Below are 18277 nucleotides of genomic sequence, written 5' to 3' on the forward strand. Positions count from 1 at the left end.
TTAAAGAACATTTCCGCTAAGACCGTCTTGCTTCGTCTTGCGTCGCTGCATCAGCAGCAGAGAAACGAGATTATGAAGAATCTTTTTCTCCTTGTCAACAGCTTTTTTCGCTTTCGCTTCCAAAATCTGCCGACTTCGAGGACGCCTGTTTCTTTGGCGTCTCCCCGTCTTGCGACGAGGAGCGGAATATTAGGTCAAGCAGACGTCGATTACAAGGGGATGACGCAGATTTATTTTCCGACGCCCGCCGACACCGCCTTACCCGCGCCCGCGACTAGTTCGACGGGCACCGCAGCCGCCATCGCCGCATACCCCGCGTCGCTCGGATGGATGTGATCGCCGCTATCGTATTGACGCTGGAGCACGCTCGGGCGCAAGGGGTCGCGCAACGCCTCGTCGAAATCGATGACGCCCTCGAACGCCCGGCTCGAGCGAAGCGACGCGTTCACCGCCGTGCGAATCGCTTCGCGCTCGGGCGGCAGCGAAGCCGGCGTCAGCGTCGCGCCATATATCTTGATGCCGCGCTGATGCGCCTGCGCGATCAACCGTTGGTACCCGCGCAAAAGCGCGTCCGCGTTCACCTGGGTGTGAGGGGCGTCGCAGTCGAGGCCGTCGCGCGCCGGCATCGCGGCGAAATTGATGTCGTTGATGCCGATGAGCACGATGATCGCCCGCGTACCCGGCTGGCGCAGCGCGTCGCGATCGAAGCGGCTGACCACCGCCTCGCCGTAGCACGGTGAATTGCTCAGCAGCCGGTTGCCGCTGATTCCCGCGTTGACGACCGCCACTTGCCCGTTTCCCTTCTGCGCTATCTGCCGCGTGAGCGCGTCGGGCCAACGGCGATTCGCGTTGAGCGTCGAGCGCATGCCGTCGGTGATCGAATCGCCGATCGCCACCACTGCACGCGCCGACGGATCCTGCACCGACACGTTCGTCAGCCACGCATATTGAGTGAATCGCGTGCGGAACGAAGTAGCGGAGGCGTCCTCCGTCCGGTCGCCCGGCGTCGACACATAATTGACCTGACTGGCGATCCGGTGCCACGCCACGAGTTTTTGATCCTTGCCCATGAACATGCTGATCGCGAGCGGCTGATTCGCGACGACATCGAACGCCACGGGATCGCTCGTGATCTGCCCGCCCGGCGGAACGGTCACGCTCTTGCGGCCGGCGAAAAGCACGGGCCGGCCGCTTCCTGCCTGCACCGCCGCGCCGTTGCCGCTGACGGCGCGCGCCGCGCTCATCGATTCGACGACGAGCGGCTCCGTCCCATACACATTGCTGATTCGCAGCCGCATTTCCTTGCCGGCAAGCTGCGGATAAATCACCTGACGCACGGTCCGCCCGCCGACTTCCGGGGCGCGATAAAGCGGCGGCGTCTTTGCCAGTTGCGGAATTGCCTGCAGGGCCGTCGCCCACGCGCTCACCCAATGGTCGTTGACGGGCGCCTCGGGCGGATCGGCGGCGATCGCGGTCGATGCGCAAGCGAACGGGAGCACAAGCGCGGCCGCGCAAGTCGCGGCGAGAACTCGGAGTTTCATTCGGCGGTGCGTTCGGAGAAAGGCAGAATTGTGCCTGATCGTCACACGTATGGCATCGATTCAACGGTCCGTCGGCCCGCGCGCGCCAAATGGCCTCACAATGCAGCCAAATCCTTTCTCGCGATCACGCCATGCAATTGAAAAGCACCACATCAGACGTTCCGCCGCAACTTCACTGGGAAGAGGATGGCGAAGCCCGCTCCGCCCGCTGGCGCTCGGAAAGCGGCAACCAGCCGCCGAAGCGTGTCGTGATCGGTCACGATCAAATGACCGCCGATCACGCGTATCGCCTTGCCTGCGAAGGCACCGCGATTCTCTGGCGCGGCGACTTTCAGAACGCGCGCCAGTTGTTGCAGGCGATGGCCCGCCGTATCGACAACAAGCCGCGCAAATCGAAAAAGGCGCCGGCCGATAAGCCCGCCTCGCCCGTCGACGCCTTCAATCTGCACCGTCTCGCGCAATCGCAACGGGCGCGGACGCTGGCGATGCTGGTCCTTCCCCTCGACGACCAATACGCGATTCCGCTGCGCCGCGCGCCGGACGTCCGTCAGGCTTGCGAAGAGGCGTACGGACCGGCCGACGAAGCCTCGGTGGTGTCGTTGCGCGAGGTGCTCGGTCTGGTCGGCGCACATGAGTGGCGCAAGAAAGGCGTCGAGATCAAGGCGACGGGCGGCCGGATTCATCCCTATTACGGTGTGTTCTCGCCTGTGCGCGGCGAGTATGTCGAACTCGTCGCGAATCAGCCGCTGCCGTCCCGTTCGCTTGCTTTCGACGTTGGCACCGGCACCGGCGTGCTTGCGGCGGTGCTCGCGCGGCGTGGCGTCGAGCGGATCGTTGCCACCGACCTCGATCCCCGCGCGCTTGCGTGTGCGCGCGAGAACATCGGGCAGTTGGGCCTCGGCAAGCAGGTCGAAATCGTCGAGGCGAATCTTTTCCCCGAAGGACGCGCTCCGCTGATCGTGTGCAATCCGCCGTGGCTGCCGGCGCGGCCGAGCGCGGCGATCGAGCACGCGATCTACGATCCCGACAGCCGCATGCTGCGCGGTTTCCTCGACGGCCTCGCCGCGCATCTGACGCCCGGCGGCGAAGGCTGGCTCATTCTGTCCGACTTTGCCGAGCATCTCGGGCTGCGGACGCGTGCGCAGTTGCAGGAATGGATCGACGCGGCGGGTCTCAAGGTCGACGGCCGCATCGACGTCAAGCCGCATCATCCGCGCGCAGCCGATAAGGCTGATCCGCTCTACGCGGCGCGATCGGCGGAAGTGACGTCGCTTTGGCGGCTGGTTGCACGGTAACTCGGAGCGCGATGTCCGGCGATCGCAAGCGCGGTCGTCGGAAGTCGAAGTTCCGCGCTGCGCGCCTGGTCCGGCTGTCGAACCGTCCGTGCGCTAGTGCTCTCGCGGCACTTCCTGCTCCGTCCGCTCGCTCAGCGGTACCTCCTCACGCACCCGATCGCCTTCAATCCAGCTCGCGAGCCCGCTCCCTGAGCCAGGCAAGCGCCCCTTCCCCCGCGACAAGTCCACTCGCAAAACACGCCGTCAGCAAATAACCGCCAGTCGGCGCTTCCCAGTCGAGCATCTCGCCCGCGCAGAACACGCCGGGCAGCGCGGTGAGCATCGAACGCTGATCGAGCGATTCGAACGCGACGCCGCCCGCGCTACTGATCACTTCCGCGATCGGCCGGGGACGCAGCACGCGCAGCGGCAGCGCCTTGATGCGCGCAGCGAGCGTCTCCGGGTCGGCGTATTCATCCTTGCTGAGGCATTCGCGCAGCAGTCCCGCCTTGACGCCCGCCAGATGCAGCCGGCTCTGGAGATGACTCGACAGCGAACGTGCCCCGCGTGGATGCAGCACCTCATCCCGCACACGCTCGGCGGAAAGCTGCGGCGTCAGATCGAGCAGAAGCGTCGTCCCGGCATCGCCGCTTGCCATCAAACGATCGCGAATCGGTGCGGAAAGCGCGTAAATCAGGCTTCCTTCGATGCCCTGCTCCGTAATCAGGCACTCGCCGATGCGCCAGTCCACCGCGCCATCCGCACGCGGCACGCCGATCGCGACCGACTTGAGCGGCTCGCCCGCGAAGCGGCTGCTGAAGTGCGGCGTCCATCCCACATCGAAGCCGCAGTTCGACGGCAGAAACGGCCGCACATCCACGCCGCGCGCCGCCAGATGCGCCACCGCGCTGCCGTCCGAGCCCAGTTGCGGCCAGCTCGCCCCGCCCAGCGCAAGCACGAGCGCATCGTGACGGACGCGTTTTTCGCCCTCCGGCGTGGCGAAACGCGAGACCGAGACGCCATCGCCGGCCCAGCCGAGCCATCGATGCCGCATGTGCAGCGTCACCCCCGACGCGCGCAGCCGATGCAGCCACGCGCGCAACATCGGCGCGGCCTTCATGTCGCTCGGAAAGACGCGCCCCGAACTGCCGACGAACGTCTCTACGCCCAGGCCGTGGACCCACTCGCGCAACGCGGCGGCATCGAAACGCGCGAGCAGCGGCGCGATGTTCGCGCGACGCGTGCCGTAGCGGGCGAGAAACGCATCGGACGGTTCGGAGTGGGTGAGATTCATGCCGCCCTTGCCCGCCATCAAAAACTTCCGACCGACGGACGGCATCGCGTCGAACACGTCGACACGCGCGCCGCCTGCCGCAAGCGCTTCCGCGGCCATCAGGCCCGCCGGTCCGCCGCCGACGATCGCGACCTCGACCTCGACCACCTCATCGGCCGATTCCTTGTTGTTGACAGACGCCATGCTGAGAGCCGCTAAAAATCGAGAGCGTCATTGTCGCATCGCACGGTCGGCGCGACGCGGCGCAGGCCGCCGGTCGTCGTAAGTCATCAAATAACGAAAAAGAATTTGGTTGCGCGGAGTCGGGCCAGTACGATCGCGCAATTCGTTGCATCGACAACTTTTCACTTTTCCGGTTCAGTTCATGTCAGTTTCCACCGCGCCCGATCGCGCTTCCACCCGGGCCGCCGCCGATGCGCGCCCCGTCATCCGCAGCGCCGCGGATGTGTCCAACCTCGTCAATCGTGGCGCGGCGGTCGGCAGCGACGCGCGCATCGTCGTCGCGATCGCGCTCGGCGGGATCTTTCTGGATGCCTATGACCTCGGCGCGCTCGCGTTCGGCGTGAAGGACATCGCACGCGAGTTTTCGCTGACGCCGACCGGAACCGGTTTTGTCGCGTCCGCAATCACGTTCGGCGCGATCATCGGCGCATTTCTCGGCGGCTATCTGACCGACAAGATCGGCCGCTATCGCGTGTTCATGGCCGACATGTTCTTCTTCGTCGTCGCGGCGATTGCCTGCGCGCTCGCACCGAACGCGTGGGTGCTCGGCGGAGCGCGCTTCGTGATGGGACTGGGCGTCGGTATCGACTTGCCGGTGGCGATGGCGTTTCTCGCGGAATTCTCGCGGCTGCAAGGCCGTGGCAACAAGGCCGCCCGCGTCGCGATGTGGTGCCCGACGTGGTACGCCGCGATCAGCGTTTCCTATCTGCTCGTGCTCGGCCTGTATGCCGTGCTGCCCGAGCACAACGCGGGCTGGCTGTGGCGGCTGATTCTCGGCTTCGGCGCGGTGCCCGCGATTGCGATCATCGCGATCCGCAGCCGCTACATGAGCGAATCGCCCGTGTGGGCAGCCAATCAGGGCGATCTGGCCGGCGCCGCCGCGATCCTCAAGCGTTCCTACGGCATCGACGCGCGCGTCGATGACAGCGCGCCCGCCGCGTCGAAAGCGCCGAAAGCGCGCCGCGCGTCGTTCGCCAACTATGGCGCGCTGTTGCGCGGCGTGTACCTGCGCCGGACGGTGCTGGCGACCGTCATCGCGATTGCGTCGTCCTTTGCGTATAACGCCGTCGCGTTCGGGCTGCCGGTCATCATCTCCAGCTTTCTCGCGCAGTCGATGCTCACCACGATTCTCGCGTCGCTCGCGCTGAACCTGTGCTTCGCGTTCGCAGGCGGGCTGTTCGCCGTGCGGACCGTGCCGAAGTTCGGCGCGTGGAACCTGACGGTCGTCGGTTACGCGTTTCAGCTGGTCGCGCTCGTCGGCCTCGCGCTGGTCGGCAAGCCAGCGACGGGCGCGCAGGTCGTCATCGCGATTGCGCTGCTTGCCGCGTTCCTGCTGGGGCAAGGCATCGGGCCGGGCTCGCATAGCATGACGTTCGCGTCGCTGAGCTATCCGACATCGCTGCGCGGCGTGGGCGTCGGCTTCAATCAGACGCTGATGCGCGCCAGTTCCACCGTTTCGCTGTTCCTGTTCCCGGTGTTGGCGGCGGCGCTCGGGACGAAGGTCTTCTGGATCATCGCGGTGGCGCCGCTCGCCGGGCTCGTCGCGCTGTTCGCGGTGCGCTGGGAGCCGTCGGGCTATGACGTCGACGCAGAGGACTTCGCCGAACAGACCGCGCGCTAATCCGCACGCTTACATCGAGAAGCGGCGCCGCCTCCGTAAGGAGCGGCGCCGTTTTTTCATTGCCGGATCGCCTAGGGGAATTCCCGGTCATCTCGAAAAAACCGATTACCCGACCGTCCGGTCGGTTTATAATCGGCCGACAGCGACTTCCTATGAGCGAGAGTCCGCCATGTACACCCAATCTCTCGACCTTCCCGGTCAGCAACCCGCATCAGACGCCCCCGCCGACGCCTCTTCGGAGCAGCAACGCTTCGACGCCGTGATGCAGGCCGACGGCAAAATTGAGCCGCAAGACTGGATGCCGGAGGCGTATCGCAAGACGCTGGTTCGGCAGATTTCGCAGCACGCGCATTCGGAAATCATCGGCATGCAGCCGGAGGGCAACTGGATCAGCCGCGCGCCGAGCCTCAAGCGCAAGGCGATCCTGCTCGCCAAGGTCCAGGACGAAGGCGGCCACGGCCTCTATTTATATAGCGCGGCGGAAACGCTCGGCGTCTCGCGCGATCAACTGGTCGATGCGCTCCACGCCGGCAAGGCGAAATATTCGAGCATCTTCAATTATCCGACGCCCACGTGGGCCGACGTCGGCGTGATCGGCTGGCTCGTCGATGGCGCGGCCATCATGAACCAGATTCCGCTGTGCCGCTGCACCTACGGTCCGTATGCGCGCGCGATGATCCGTATCTGCAAGGAAGAGTCGTTCCATCAGCGGCAGGGTTTCGACGCCCTCCTCGCGATGATGAAAGGCACGCAGGCGCAAAAGGATCTCGTGCAGCAGGCCGTGAACCGCTGGTGGTGGCCGGTGCTGATGATGTTCGGCCCGAGCGACAAGGATTCGATCCACAGCGGCCAGTCTTTCGCGTGGGGCATCAAGCGCATTTCGAACGATGACCTGCGCCAGAAGTTCGTCGACGCGACCGTCGAGCAGGCAAAGATTCTCGGCGTGACGCTCCCCGATCCGGACTTGAAGTGGAACGCGGTGCGCGGCGCGCACGATTACGGCGAGATCGACTGGGAGGAATTCTGGCGCGTCGTCAACGGCGACGGCCCCTGCAACAAGGAGCGCCTCGCCACCCGCGTCAAGGCGCACGACGACGGCGCATGGGTGCGCGAGGCCGCGATCGCCTACGCGGAGAAACAGAAGGCGCGCGCGCAGAAGCTTGCGGCCTGAAGCGAGCATCGAGGAGATATCGACATGAGCAAGGAATGGCCGATCTGGGAAGTCTTTGTGCGCAGCAAGCAGGGACTCGATCACAAACACTGCGGCAGCCTCCACGCTGCCGACGCAAGCGCCGCGCTGCGCATGGCGCGCGACGTCTACACGCGGCGCCAGGAAGGCGTGAGCATCTGGGTGGTGCCGTCCGCGGCGATCACGGCGTCCGATCCGGCCGACAAGGGCGAGCTGTTCGAGCCCGCCGGCGACAAGATCTATCGGCATCCGACGTTCTTCGTGCTGCCCGACGAAATCAACCACATGTAAGGGCGCGACATGAGCACCGAACATCTCGCCTATGTGCTGCGTCTCGCCGATAACGCGCTGATCCTCGGTCAGCGCAACGCGGAATGGTGCAGCCACGGCCCGGCGCTGGAAGAGGACATCGCGCTGGCGAACATGAGTCTCGATCTGATCGGCCAGGCGCGGCTGCTGTACTCGCATGCGGCAACGCTCGAAGCCGACCTCACCGGTCAGAAGAAGACCGAAGACGATTACGCGTATTTCCGCGCCGAGCGCGAATTCGCGAATTACACGCTCGTCGAGTTGCCGCACTTCGGCCCGCTCGCGGGGACGGCGCGCACCGAACGCGACTATGCGGTCACCATCGTGCGCAACTTCCTGTATTCGTCGCTGATGGCCGAGTTGTGGACGGCGTTGCAGGCATCGTCGGACACGCAGCTTGCGGCGATCGCGGCGAAGTCGATCAAGGAAACGCGATACCACCTGCACCACGCACGCGACTGGTTCGTGCGCCTGGGCGATGGCACGGACGAATCGCATCGGCGGGCGCAGGCGGCGCTCGATTATCTGATGCCGTACACGCGCGAGTTCTTCCATCCCGACGCCATCGAACGCGCGGTGGCCGAAGCGGGCATCGCGCCGCTCGCGAGCGATTTCGAGGCTGCGTGGCGCGAAGCGGTTTCATCGGCGATCGACGAAGCCACGCTGCGCGCGCCCGCCGAAGCGAAGCACGTCAGCACGGGCAAGCTCGGCGAACACTCCGAGCACATGGGCTATCTGCTCGCCGAAATGCAGAGCATCGCGCGGCAACATCCGGGCGCGACCTGGTGATGACGACCGCCGACGCCCACACCGACGCCACGCTGCAACGCGCGTGGTCCGTCCTCGAATCGGTGCCCGATCCGGAAATCCCGGTCGTGTCGATCCGCGAACTCGGCATTTTGCGCGACGTCCGCCACGGCGACGACGGCGTGCTCGAAGTCGTCATCACGCCGACGTACTCGGGATGCCCCGCGATGTCGCAGATTGCGGAAGACATCGCGCACGCGATCGACAACGCGGCACTCGGCGCGCATCGCGTGAAGACGGTGCTCGCGCCAGCCTGGACGACCGACTGGATCACCGACGACGCTCGCGAAAAGCTGCGCCGCTACGGCATCGCGCCGCCGACGGGCGCTTGCAGCAGCACCGAGCAACCGCTGCGCTTCGTGCCGTACAAGAAGGAAGTCATCGCCTGTCCGCGCTGCGGCTCCGCGCACACGGAAAGGCTTGCGCAATTCGGCTCGACGGCGTGCAAGGCGCTGTATCGCTGCCTGGACTGCCGCGAGCCGTTCGATTACTTCAAGCCGTATTGACTGCTCCGAGACACGATCATCATGGCGACTCCGCAATTCCATCCGCTGCGCATCCGCGACGTGCGTCCCGAAACCACCGATGCCGTCACCGTTTCGTTCGACGTGCCGCCCGAACTGCGCGACGCCTTTCGCTTCACGCAAGGCCAGTTCGTGACGCTGAAGACGCATATCGACGGCGAAGAGACGCGGCGTTCGTACTCGATCTGCGTCGGCGTGACCGATTACGATCGCGACGGCGAATTGCGCATCGGCATAAAGCGCGTGCGCGGAGGGCGTTTCTCCAACTTCGCGTTCGACACACTGAAGCCCGGCCATGAGATCGAGGTCATGACGCCCGACGGGCGCTTCTTCACGCACCTGAACGCCGATCACGCGAAGCATTACGTCGCGTTCTCGGGCGGCTCGGGCATCACGCCGGTGCTCGCGATCATCAAGACGACGCTGGATATGGAGCCGACCAGCCGCTTTACGCTCGTGTACGGCAACCGCAGCGTCGACGCGATCATGTTCGCGGAAGAACTGGAAGACCTGAAGAACCGCTACATGAGCCGGCTCGCGCTGTACCACGTGCTCTCGGACGACCTGCAGGACGTCGAACTGTTCAACGGCGTGCTCGACCAAGCGAAGTGCAAGGCGTTCCTCGAAACGCTGCTGCCGCCGGATGAAATCGACGAAGCGTTCATCTGCGGTCCCGCGCCGATGATGGACGCCGCCGAGGCGGCGCTGAAGGAGTCGGGCGTGGCGCCGGAGCGCATCCACGTCGAGCGATTCGGCTCGCCGCTGCCGCAAGCGGGCGTACCGCAGATCGAAATTACGGAAAGCACGCCGGCGGCGGATCTGGAACTGATCATCGACGGGAAAAAGCGCAAGCTGCGCCTGCCGTACGAAGGCGTGAGCGTGCTGGATGTCGGCCTCAAGGCGGGACTCGCGCTGCCGTATGCGTGCAAGGGCGGCGTTTGCTGCACGTGTCGCGCGAAGGTCGTCGAGGGAACGGTGAAGATGGACAAGAATTACACGCTGGAGCAACACGAAATCGACGACGGATTCGTGCTGACTTGCCAGTGTCATCCGGTGAGCGAGCGCGTCGTCGTGAGCTTCGACGAGCGTTGATCTGAGCGCGAAAGCCCACACCGGCACGCGCGACGATTGGCTTAAACTGGGGATCGCACTTCGAGCGGTCCCATCGTCTTCCGGCATGCCGACACCATGAACATGATTCACGTCACGAATGGCGACAACGCCGCCCAGTCGCTGACCGAAGCGCTTCGGCTCGCCGGGCGCAACGATCAGGTGATCGCCCTGCGCGACGATCTCGCCGTCGGTCCCATCCGCGATGTCGATGAATCGCCGGACGCGCGTGCGACGTTCTGGCGTCAGGTGTGGAACAGTGCGGTCGATTTCGAAGCCGAGCTCAAAACGCAACAGACACTGTTCGGCCGTCTCGCACGCGGCGACGCGCAGGTCGTCGTGTGGCACGGCCAGAGCGCGGCTGACCAACTCACGCTGCGCCGCGTCGCTTATCACCTGCGCAATGTGCCGCAGCGTCTGAACGAAGCGAAGCTGAACCTCGCCGATCTGGGCGACGCCGCCGGCGACGTGCATCAGGCGAACGCCGTCGGCATGTTCTCGCCGCAGCAATTACTTGCGAAACTGCCGAGCGCCGCGCCTATTTCGGTGCTGCGCATCAGCCGGCTCGCGCTCGAATGGCAGGAAGCAAAGCACTCCAACGCCGAAAACCGCCGCCTGCGCGACAACATGCTCGTCTCCGGCACGTGGACCGATGTCGATGAAGCAATGCTCGACATTGCGACTTCCGAATGGCGTCCGGCAAGGCGCATCTGCGGCGAGGCGATGGCGCAGCGCTTCGACTTCCTGCTGAGCGACTCGGTCGCCTTCTGGCGATGCCGCGAACTCGTCGCGGCAGGGCGGCTTAAAATACGCGGCACGCCGTCGGAGATCGCCGACGCCGAACTGCGCCGGTAGTCTCGACCAGCCACTAAGCCGAAAAGAACGTCCATCAATGGCCCGTACGAAAGCGCCTGACCACGAAACACAACGCGAACAGATTCTTGAACTGGCCGCCGCCAAATTCGCGCAGACGAGCTACCCCAGCACGTCGATGGCGGACCTCGCCGCAGCAAGCGGGACGTCGAAAGCTCGGCTTTATCACTATTACGCGAGCAAGGAAGCGATTCTCTTCGATTTGCTCGACCGCTACACGAAGCGGCTGATGCTGATCATCGCCGAGGTGGAAGCCGCGAGCGAACGGCGCGGCCTCGACGAACGGGAGGCGTTCGCGGAACTGGTGCGCGCGTTTCTCGCGGAGTACGAGACATCGCATAGCCGGCACGTTGCGCTGCTGAACGACGTGAAATATCTCGAAGAGGTGCAGCGCGAGATCGTCCTCGGGCGTCAGCGGGACATCGTCGCGGCGTTCGCCCGTCAACTCGCCCGCGCCTATCCGCAGCGCGTGTCGAAGGACAATCAGACCGCCCTCACGATGATGGTCTTCGGCATGATCAACTGGACGTTCACCTGGCTCAAACCGGGCGGCAAGCTGGGCTACGGCGAATTTGCGGAGCAGGTCGTCGGGATGATCGAGCACGGCCTGGCTGACGCGAATGCCTGATTTTTGTTGCGATGCGACAGAATGACGTGTTGTTCCGCGCCATATTTTCTAACTCTTTGTTTTCGCTAAGTTTTATTGCAACTTAGCAAACGTTTAGAACAGCCCCTCCACGGTTTTTAAGGGTTTTCCCGTATCCGATTCTCTCGAACCGGCTAAAATGCGTTTTGCTTTGCAGCATTCGCATCACGACAGGAGAACACCGTGGAACTGACCTTCAACCGCACCGCCGAGCAGATCGTCGCGAGCGACCGTCCGCTGTCGGACGCCGCGCGTAAGCCAGTTCTCGTCCGCGAACTGTCTTCTGCTGATCGCGAGCGCCTGCTCGCCCACTTCCTCTCGCTCGACGAAGACGACCGTTTGCTGCGCTTTGGGCAAATCGTGCCGGATCACGTCATCGAGAACTATGTCCGCAACCTGAACTTCACGAACGACACGGTCTTCGGCGTGTTCAGCGCGTCGCTGGAACTGGTCGGCGTCGGCCATCTGGCCTATCTGCCCGCACAAGGCGACAAGCGCACCGCCGAGTTTGGCGTGTCCGTGCTGGAAAGTGCGCGCGGACGCGGCATTGGCACCAAGCTCTTCGAGCGCGCCGCCATGCGCAGCCGCAACACTCACGTTTCCGAGCTGTACGTGCACTGTCTGTCCCGCAACAAGACGATGATGCACATCGCGCGCAAGTCCGGCATGAAGATCGAGTACGCCTACGGCGAAGCAGACGCGTATCTGTCGCTCCAGCCGGCTGACCAGACGAGCATCGTGGCCGAAATGCTCCAGGAGCAAGCCGCCGTGTTCGATTACGCGATCAAGCGCCAGGCGCATCGCGCATCGCAAATGTTCAAGGCATTCATGCCGACGGCCGACGCGGCCTGACGCTTCGAACAGCGCGGGGTTCGCGCTGCGAGCGGGACCACGACAGGGCGGCCGAGACCGCCCTTTCTCTTTTTGCGCGGCTAACGAAGCGGCAGCACCGTCGTTTCCTTGATGCGCTCCAGCGAAAAACTCGAGCGGACGTCGATCACCGATGGATGGTGCAGCAGTTGACCGTCCACGAAGCGCGAAAAGTGCTCCATGTCGCGTACCTGCACACGCAACAAAAAATCCATCTCTCCAGTCATCGCATCGCAGGCGACGACTTCGGGCCACGATCGCACGGCTTCACGAAACAGATCGCCGTGTGTCGGCGGTTTCGGCGTCCCGGCGGCGACCGGCATGCCACCGCGCTTTTCCAGCCGCACGTTGACGTAGGCAAGCAACCCGAGCCCGAGCTTTTTGGCGTCGAGCAGTGCGACGTATCCGCGAATCACGCCCGTCTCCTCCAGCCGCCGGATGCGCCGCAAGCACGGACTAGGCGACAAGCTCACGCGATCCGCGATTTCCTGATTCGACAACCGGCCGTTCTCCTGCAAGATCGCCAGGATTTTGCGGTCTATGGCGTCGATTTCGGGTTCAGCCATGTTCTGTCTCCAATTAGGCCTGTCTTGGCAGCTTCGTGCGCAATCTTAGAAAGCGGCGATTTGTTTCGCAAGTTTTTGGCGCGCCCTCCTCGCTAAACTTGTCTTCACGTCGCTCAAGCGCCGCACAGATCAGGAGACACGCAATGACCGCATCGAACTGGGAAAATCCCGTCGGCACCGACGGTTTCGAATTCATCGAATACACCGCGCCCGATCCCGTCGCGCTCGGACGGCTGTTCGAGCAAATGGGCTTCACCGCCATTGCGAAGCATCGGCACAAGAACGTGACGCTGTATCGGCAAGGCGAGATCAACTTCATCATCAACGCGGAAGCCGATTCCTTCGCACAGCGGTTCGCGCGCCTGCACGGGCCGTCGATCTGCGCAATCGCCTTTCGCGTCGCGGATGCCGGCAAGGCTTATCAGCGTGCGCTCGACCTCGGCGCGTGGGGCTTCGACAACAAGACCGGCCCGATGGAACTGAACGTTCCGGCGATCAAGGGCATCGGCGATTCGCTGATTTACTTCGTCGACCGCTGGCGCGGCAAGAACGGCGCGCAGCCGGGCAGCATCGGCGATATCAGCATTTACGACGTCGACTTTGAACCGATTCCGGGCGCGGACCCGAATCCGGTTGGCCACGGGCTGACGTATATCGACCATCTGACGCATAACGTGCATCGCGGGCGGATGATCGAATGGGCCGAGTTCTACGAGCGCCTGTTCAACTTCCGCGAAGCGCGTTATTTCGACATCGAAGGCAAAGTGACAGCCGTCAAGTCGAAGGCGATGTCCTCACCGTGCGGCAAAATCCGCATTCCGATCAACGAGGAAGGCTCTGAGAACGCCGGTCAGATCCAGGAATATCTCGACGCTTATCACGGCGAAGGCATTCAGCACATTGCGCTCGGGACGAACAATATCTACGAAACCGTCGACGGCCTGCGCACCGCGAAAATTGCGCTGCTGGATACCATCGACACGTATTACGAGCTCGTCGACCGCCGCGTGCCGAACCACGGCGAAACTGTCGCCGAGCTTCGCAAGCGCAAGATTCTGATCGACGGCGTGCGCGACGAAATCCTGCTGCAGATTTTCACCGAGAACCACATCGGGCCGATCTTCTTCGAAATCATTCAGCGCAAGGGCAATCAAGGCTTCGGCGAGGGCAACTTTAAGGCGCTGTTCGAATCGATCGAACTGGATCAGATGCGGCGCGGCGTGCTGAAGGACACCAGCGCCCGTTAAAAGCGCAGTAGATGCAAAAAGGGACATGCTTCATTCATGTCCCTTTTGCTTTGGGCGGCGGATTCTTGAAAAAACCGGCCGCTACGATGCGCGTCAGTTCGCCGTATCGTCGTTGCTGCGTTCCGAATCGCGGCGCTCGCTGGTGCGCGTCTGCGCAACTTGCGCGCGCGCCTGCACGACTTGCGGAGCGGACGTTGCCCCTAACGGCGAGTTCGCGCGTGCGCCGCTCATCGGCGCGCTGATCGCGAAAAAGGCCGCCGAGACCATCAGGAAACTCTGGATGTGGCGTTGCTTCATTTAATTTCTCCTTATGACTGCGTGTGCGACACCTGGAAACCGCGCCAGGCGCCCGTTTAGACACAGCCCTGAACGAGGGTTCCGCAGTTCGGTCACTTTTACACCTGTAACAAAACTCGTCGCGCCGTTCAGGCCCGCGCAGCCTGTCCCAGCTCGAAAACGGGTTTGTCCCACTGTCTTAGAAACGACCGCGTCGGCACACTTGAAGTCCCGGCCAACGCGTCCACAAGGCGCGACGGCCCGAAATATGCTTTGGTGATCCCAAACTCGGGTGGAGGAAGACACATAATGAACGCCCCGCTAGACGCAGAACAAAGAGCTTCGCTAGAAGCCGCGCTGAAATCCGTCACACTCGACGACAAATACACGCTCGAACGCGGCCGCGCCTATATGAGCGGCATCCAGGCCCTGGTGCGCCTGCCGATGCTTCAGCAAGAACGCGACAAAGCCGCTGGCATCAACACCGCCGGTTTCATTTCCGGCTATCGCGGTTCTCCTCTCGGTGGTCTGGACCAGTCGCTCTGGAAGGCGAAGAAGCATCTCGCCGCGCATCAGGTCGTGTTTCAGCCCGGCGTCAACGAAGATCTCGCGGCGACGGCCGTCTGGGGCTCGCAGCAGGTCAACCTCTATCCGAGCGCGCAATACGACGGCGTCTTCTCGATGTGGTACGGCAAAGGCCCCGGCGTCGATCGCTCCGGCGATGTCTTCAAGCACGGCAATTCGGCCGGATCGTCGAAGCACGGCGGCGTGCTCGTGCTCGCCGGCGATGATCACGCCGCCAAGTCATCGACGCTCGCGCATCAGTCCGAGCATCTCTTCAAGGCGTGCGGGTTGCCGGTGCTGTTTCCGTCCAACGTGCAGGAATATCTCGACTTCGGCCTGCACGGCTGGGCGATGAGCCGCTACTCGGGCCTTTGGGTCGCGATGAAGTGCGTGACCGACGTGGTGGAATCGTCGGCGTCGGTGGATATCGACCCGCATCGCACGGAAATCGTGATTCCGACCGATTTCGCGATGCCCGAAGGCGGGCTGAATATCCGCTGGCCCGATCCGCCGCTCGTGCAGGAAGCGCGTCTGCTCGACTACAAGTGGTACGCCGCGCTCGCCTATGTGCGCGCGAACAAGCTTGACCGCATCGAGATCGATTCGCCGCGTGCGCGCTTCGGCATCATGACGGCTGGCAAGGCGTATCTCGACGTGCGTCAGGCGTTGACCGACCTCGGCCTCGACGACCAGACCTGCGCTCAAATCGGCATCCGGCTGTACAAGGTCGGCTGCGTATGGCCGCTCGAAGCACAGGGCGCGCATGAATTCGCCCGCGGTCTCGACGAAATCCTCGTGGTCGAGGAGAAGCGCCAGATTCTCGAATACGCGATCAAGGAAGAACTGTACAACTGGCCGGATGCGCAGCGTCCGCGCGTCTTCGGCAAGTTCGACGAAAAAGACGGCGCGGGCGGCGAATGGTCGGTGCCGATGGGCAACTGGCTGCTGCCAGCGCATTACGAGCTATCGCCGGCGATCATCGCGAAGGCGATCGCCACGCGGCTCGACAAGTTCGATCTCCCCGCCGATGTCCGCGCGCGTATCGCGGCGCGCATCGCGGTGATCGAAGCGAAGGAAAAAGCCCTCGCGCGGCCGCGCGTCGAAGCGGAGCGCAAACCGTGGTTCTGCTCGGGCTGCCCGCACAACACGTCGACGAACGTGCCGGAGGGATCGCGCGCGATGGCCGGCATCGGCTGTCATTACATGACGGTCTGGATGGACCGCAACACGAGCACGTTTAGCCAGATGGGCGGCGAAGGCGTCGCGTGGGTGGGACAAGCGCCGTTTTCCGGCGACAAGCACGTGTTCGCGAATCTCGGCGACGGCACCTACTTCCACTCGGGCCTGCTCGCGATCCGCGCGGCGATCGCGGCGAAGGTGAACATCACCTACAAGATTCTCTATAACGACGCGGTCGCGATGACGGGCGGCCAGCCCGTCGACGGCGTGCTGACCGTGCCGCAGATCACGCATCAACTGGCGGCGGAAGGCGCAACGAAGATCGTCGTCGTGACCGATCAGCCCGAGAAGTACACGCCGGACGTCGGGCTTGCGCCGGGCATCGAGGTGCATCATCGCGACGAACTCGACGACATTCAGCGCCAGTTGCGCGAGATTGCCGGCACGTCGATTCTGATCTATGACCAGACCTGCGCCACGGAGAAGCGTCGCCGTCGCAAGCGTGGCGCGTTTCCCGATCCGGCGAAGCGCGTGGTCATCAACGAGGCCGTGTGCGAAGGTTGCGGCGATTGCTCGGTGAAGTCGAATTGCCTGTCCGTCGAGCCGCTCGATACCGAATACGGCACGAAGCGGCAGATCAACCAGTCGACGTGCAACAAGGACTATTCGTGCCTCAACGGTTTTTGCCCGAGCTTCGTGACGGTCGAAGGCGGCCAGTTGAAGAAGCCGAAGGCGACGAGCGTCGCCGGCGATGCGATGCCGCCCGTTCCCACGCCTGACCTGCCTCCGATCGGGCGGCCGTATGGCGTGCTCGTGACGGGCGTGGGCGGTACGGGCGTCGTGACGATCGGCGCGCTGCTCGGCATGGCGGCGCACCTGGAGCAAAAGGGCGTGACCGTGCTCGATGTCACCGGCCTCGCGCAAAAAGGCGGCGCCGTGATGAGCCACGTGCAGATCGCGAACCGCCCCGCCGATATCCACGCGACGCGCATCGCGATGGGCGAGGCGGATCTCGTCATCGGCTGCGATGCGATCGTGACCGCGAGCGACGAGTGCGGATCGCGGATGCAGTCGGGGCATACGCGCGTCGTCGTCAACAGTGCAGAGACGCCGACTGCCGCGTTCATCAAGGACCCGAACTGGCGCTTTCCGGGCGCGAGTGCGGAAGCCGATATCCGCGCGGCGGCGGGCGAGCATGTCTCGCTCGTCGATGCGAACCGCTTCGCCGTCGCGCTCATGGGCGATGCGATCTACACGAATCCGTTCGTTCTCGGATATGCGTGGCAGAAGGGGTGGCTGCCGCTGCTGCATGAATCGCTGGTGCGGGCGATCGAGCTGAATGCGGTGCAAGTCGAAAAGAATCTTGCCGCGTTCGAATGGGGACGGCGCGCCGCGCATGATCTTGCAGCCGTGACGCGGCTTGCTCATGGGACACAGACGCAGGACGGCGCCGCGCCGGGCAAGATCATCACGCTGCACACGCCGAAGGCGCTCGATACGCTCATCGACAAGCGGCTCGACTACCTGGCGAAGTATCAGAACACCGCGTATGCCGCGCGCTACGGACGGCTCGTCGCGGAGGTGCGTGCGGCGGAAGCGGCGCTTGGAGCCAGCGATTTTCTGTTGACGGAAGCGGTCGCCAGGAACCTGCACAAGCTGATGGCTTATAAGGACGAATACGAAGTCGCGCGTCTATATGCCGATCCGGCTTTCCTCGAGAAGGTGAAGAGCAGCTTCGAAGGCGACTGGAAGATCAAGTTCCATCTCGCGCCGCCTGCGCTTTCGAAGAAGGACGCACACGGACGGCTCGTCAAGAAGCAGTACGGCCCGTGGATGATGCCGGCGATGCGCGTTCTCGCTCGCCTCAAATTCCTGCGCGGCACGGCGATGGATCCGTTCGGGCGGACGGAAGAAAGGAAGATGGAGCGGGCGTTGATCGGCGAGTACGAGGCGCTCGTCCGGGAACTGATCGCCCAATTGACGATGCCGAAGCTGCCGCTGGCCATCGAGTTGGCGAGCCTGCCGGATTCGATGCGCGGGTATGGCCACATCAAGGACAACAACGTCAAGGCGGCGAAGGTGAAGTGGGAAAAGCTGCTGGCGCGGTGGCGCGATCGTGAAGGCGGGGAGAAGCGGCAGGTGGCGTGAGTGGCGTCTGCGATGAC

At 63.8% G+C, this 18277-nt stretch carries 16 protein-coding genes; 12 read left to right on the plus strand and 4 right to left on the minus strand.

All coding sequences use genetic code 11. The features are described from left to right. Window positions 1–230: 230 nt before the first annotated feature. Window positions 231–1541, minus strand: coding sequence for an SGNH/GDSL hydrolase family protein (locus AB6804_RS25420; protein WP_370888783.1), 1311 nt, complete (start codon window positions 1539–1541; stop codon window positions 231–233). 131 nt (window positions 1542–1672) lie between these two features. Between AB6804_RS25420 and AB6804_RS25425 the strand changes: the two genes are divergently transcribed. Further along, window positions 1673–2836, plus strand: a complete 1164-nt coding sequence (locus AB6804_RS25425) for a methyltransferase (protein ID WP_370888784.1) — start codon at window positions 1673–1675, stop codon at window positions 2834–2836. A gap of 163 nt (window positions 2837–2999) precedes the next feature. Here the strand turns inward: AB6804_RS25425 and AB6804_RS25430 are convergent, their stop codons facing one another. Next, window positions 3000–4292, minus strand: a complete 1293-nt coding sequence (locus AB6804_RS25430) for a TIGR03862 family flavoprotein (protein ID WP_370888785.1) — start codon at window positions 4290–4292, stop codon at window positions 3000–3002. Between the two features lie 181 nt (window positions 4293–4473). Between AB6804_RS25430 and AB6804_RS25435 the strand changes: the two genes are divergently transcribed. The 9 genes from AB6804_RS25435 (at window position 4474) to AB6804_RS25475 (ending at window position 12262) form a co-directional block, all read left to right on the plus strand. Continuing rightward, window positions 4474–5952, plus strand: a complete 1479-nt coding sequence (locus AB6804_RS25435) for an MFS transporter (RefSeq protein ID WP_370888786.1) — start codon at window positions 4474–4476, stop codon at window positions 5950–5952. Window positions 5953–6121: 169 nt separating this feature from the next. Further along, window positions 6122–7123: a 1,2-phenylacetyl-CoA epoxidase subunit PaaA gene (gene paaA, locus AB6804_RS25440; RefSeq protein ID WP_035962384.1), complete on the plus strand. Its 1002-nt coding sequence runs from the start codon at window positions 6122–6124 to the stop codon at window positions 7121–7123. 24 nt (window positions 7124–7147) lie between these two features. Next, window positions 7148–7432, plus strand: a complete 285-nt coding sequence (paaB, locus tag AB6804_RS25445) for a 1,2-phenylacetyl-CoA epoxidase subunit PaaB (protein WP_035962383.1) — start codon at window positions 7148–7150, stop codon at window positions 7430–7432. Window positions 7433–7441: 9 nt separating this feature from the next. After that, window positions 7442–8239, plus strand: a complete 798-nt coding sequence (gene paaC, locus AB6804_RS25450; protein WP_370888787.1) for a 1,2-phenylacetyl-CoA epoxidase subunit PaaC — start codon at window positions 7442–7444, stop codon at window positions 8237–8239. Then, the gene (gene paaD / locus AB6804_RS25455) at window positions 8239–8763 is read left to right on the plus strand and encodes a 1,2-phenylacetyl-CoA epoxidase subunit PaaD (protein ID WP_370888788.1); all 525 of its coding nucleotides are present in this window, start codon (window positions 8239–8241) and stop codon (window positions 8761–8763) included. The genes paaC and paaD overlap by 1 nt, the downstream gene beginning before the upstream one ends. Window positions 8764–8784: 21 nt before the next feature. Next, window positions 8785–9873: a 1,2-phenylacetyl-CoA epoxidase subunit PaaE gene (gene paaE / locus AB6804_RS25460; RefSeq protein WP_370888789.1), complete on the plus strand. Its 1089-nt coding sequence runs from the start codon at window positions 8785–8787 to the stop codon at window positions 9871–9873. 96 nt (window positions 9874–9969) lie between these two features. After that, window positions 9970–10746 (plus strand): DUF1835 domain-containing protein, encoded by a 777-nt coding sequence (locus AB6804_RS25465; protein WP_370888790.1) that lies wholly within the window; start codon window positions 9970–9972, stop codon window positions 10744–10746. A 37-nt stretch (window positions 10747–10783) separates the two neighbouring features. Continuing rightward, window positions 10784–11392 (plus strand): TetR/AcrR family transcriptional regulator, encoded by a 609-nt coding sequence (locus AB6804_RS25470; RefSeq protein WP_035962375.1) that lies wholly within the window; start codon window positions 10784–10786, stop codon window positions 11390–11392. Window positions 11393–11593: 201 nt separating this feature from the next. Beyond that, window positions 11594–12262 carry a GNAT family N-acetyltransferase gene (locus tag AB6804_RS25475; protein WP_370888791.1) on the plus strand — a complete coding sequence of 223 codons (669 nt, stop codon included), beginning with the start codon at window positions 11594–11596 and terminating at the stop codon, window positions 12260–12262. A gap of 80 nt (window positions 12263–12342) precedes the next feature. Here the strand turns inward: AB6804_RS25475 and AB6804_RS25480 are convergent, their stop codons facing one another. Next, window positions 12343–12846 carry an Lrp/AsnC family transcriptional regulator gene (locus tag AB6804_RS25480; RefSeq protein ID WP_035962374.1) on the minus strand — a complete coding sequence of 168 codons (504 nt, stop codon included), beginning with the start codon at window positions 12844–12846 and terminating at the stop codon, window positions 12343–12345. 143 nt (window positions 12847–12989) lie between these two features. On the opposite strand from AB6804_RS25480, the gene hppD reads away from it, so the two are divergent. Beyond that, entirely contained in the window at window positions 12990–14093 is a 1104-nt protein-coding gene (hppD, locus tag AB6804_RS25485; protein ID WP_370888792.1) for a 4-hydroxyphenylpyruvate dioxygenase, read from the plus strand. Window positions 14094–14186: 93 nt separating this feature from the next. Here hppD and AB6804_RS25490 read toward each other — a convergent pair whose 3' ends face one another. After that, entirely contained in the window at window positions 14187–14390 is a 204-nt protein-coding gene (locus AB6804_RS25490) for a hypothetical protein (RefSeq protein WP_370888793.1), read from the minus strand. 288 nt (window positions 14391–14678) lie between these two features. On the opposite strand from AB6804_RS25490, the gene AB6804_RS25495 reads away from it, so the two are divergent. Then, complete coding sequence (locus AB6804_RS25495) at window positions 14679–18260, plus strand: indolepyruvate ferredoxin oxidoreductase family protein (protein ID WP_370888794.1); 3582 nt, start codon at window positions 14679–14681, stop codon at window positions 18258–18260. The last annotated feature ends 17 nt before the right edge of the window (window positions 18261–18277 follow it).

Origin of the sequence: Caballeronia sp. RCC_10 (assembly GCF_041360715.1) — a bacterium.
Classification (GTDB): domain Bacteria; phylum Pseudomonadota; class Gammaproteobacteria; order Burkholderiales; family Burkholderiaceae; genus Caballeronia; species Caballeronia grimmiae.

Excerpts from the sequence above, each read along its gene's own strand:
- AB6804_RS25465 (WP_370888790.1), top strand. The coding sequence starts at position 9,970 with ATGAACATGATTCACGTCACGAATGGCGACAACGCCGCCCAGTCGCTG.
- AB6804_RS25470 (WP_035962375.1), top strand. The coding sequence starts at position 10,784 with ATGGCCCGTACGAAAGCGCCTGACCACGAAACACAACGCGAACAGATT.
- paaB (WP_035962383.1), top strand. The coding sequence starts at position 7,148 with ATGAGCAAGGAATGGCCGATCTGGGAAGTCTTTGTGCGCAGCAAGCAG.
- paaD (WP_370888788.1), top strand. The coding sequence starts at position 8,239 with ATGACGACCGCCGACGCCCACACCGACGCCACGCTGCAACGCGCGTGG.
- AB6804_RS25425 (WP_370888784.1), top strand. The coding sequence starts at position 1,673 with ATGCAATTGAAAAGCACCACATCAGACGTTCCGCCGCAACTTCACTGG.
- paaA (WP_035962384.1), top strand. The coding sequence starts at position 6,122 with ATGTACACCCAATCTCTCGACCTTCCCGGTCAGCAACCCGCATCAGAC.
- AB6804_RS25420 (WP_370888783.1), bottom strand. The coding sequence starts at position 1,541 with ATGAAACTCCGAGTTCTCGCCGCGACTTGCGCGGCCGCGCTTGTGCTC.
- AB6804_RS25435 (WP_370888786.1), top strand. The coding sequence starts at position 4,474 with ATGTCAGTTTCCACCGCGCCCGATCGCGCTTCCACCCGGGCCGCCGCC.
- AB6804_RS25490 (WP_370888793.1), bottom strand. The coding sequence starts at position 14,390 with ATGAAGCAACGCCACATCCAGAGTTTCCTGATGGTCTCGGCGGCCTTT.
- AB6804_RS25430 (WP_370888785.1), bottom strand. The coding sequence starts at position 4,292 with ATGGCGTCTGTCAACAACAAGGAATCGGCCGATGAGGTGGTCGAGGTC.
- hppD (WP_370888792.1), top strand. The coding sequence starts at position 12,990 with ATGACCGCATCGAACTGGGAAAATCCCGTCGGCACCGACGGTTTCGAA.
- paaE (WP_370888789.1), top strand. The coding sequence starts at position 8,785 with ATGGCGACTCCGCAATTCCATCCGCTGCGCATCCGCGACGTGCGTCCC.
- paaC (WP_370888787.1), top strand. The coding sequence starts at position 7,442 with ATGAGCACCGAACATCTCGCCTATGTGCTGCGTCTCGCCGATAACGCG.
- AB6804_RS25480 (WP_035962374.1), bottom strand. The coding sequence starts at position 12,846 with ATGGCTGAACCCGAAATCGACGCCATAGACCGCAAAATCCTGGCGATC.
- AB6804_RS25495 (WP_370888794.1), top strand. The coding sequence starts at position 14,679 with ATGAACGCCCCGCTAGACGCAGAACAAAGAGCTTCGCTAGAAGCCGCG.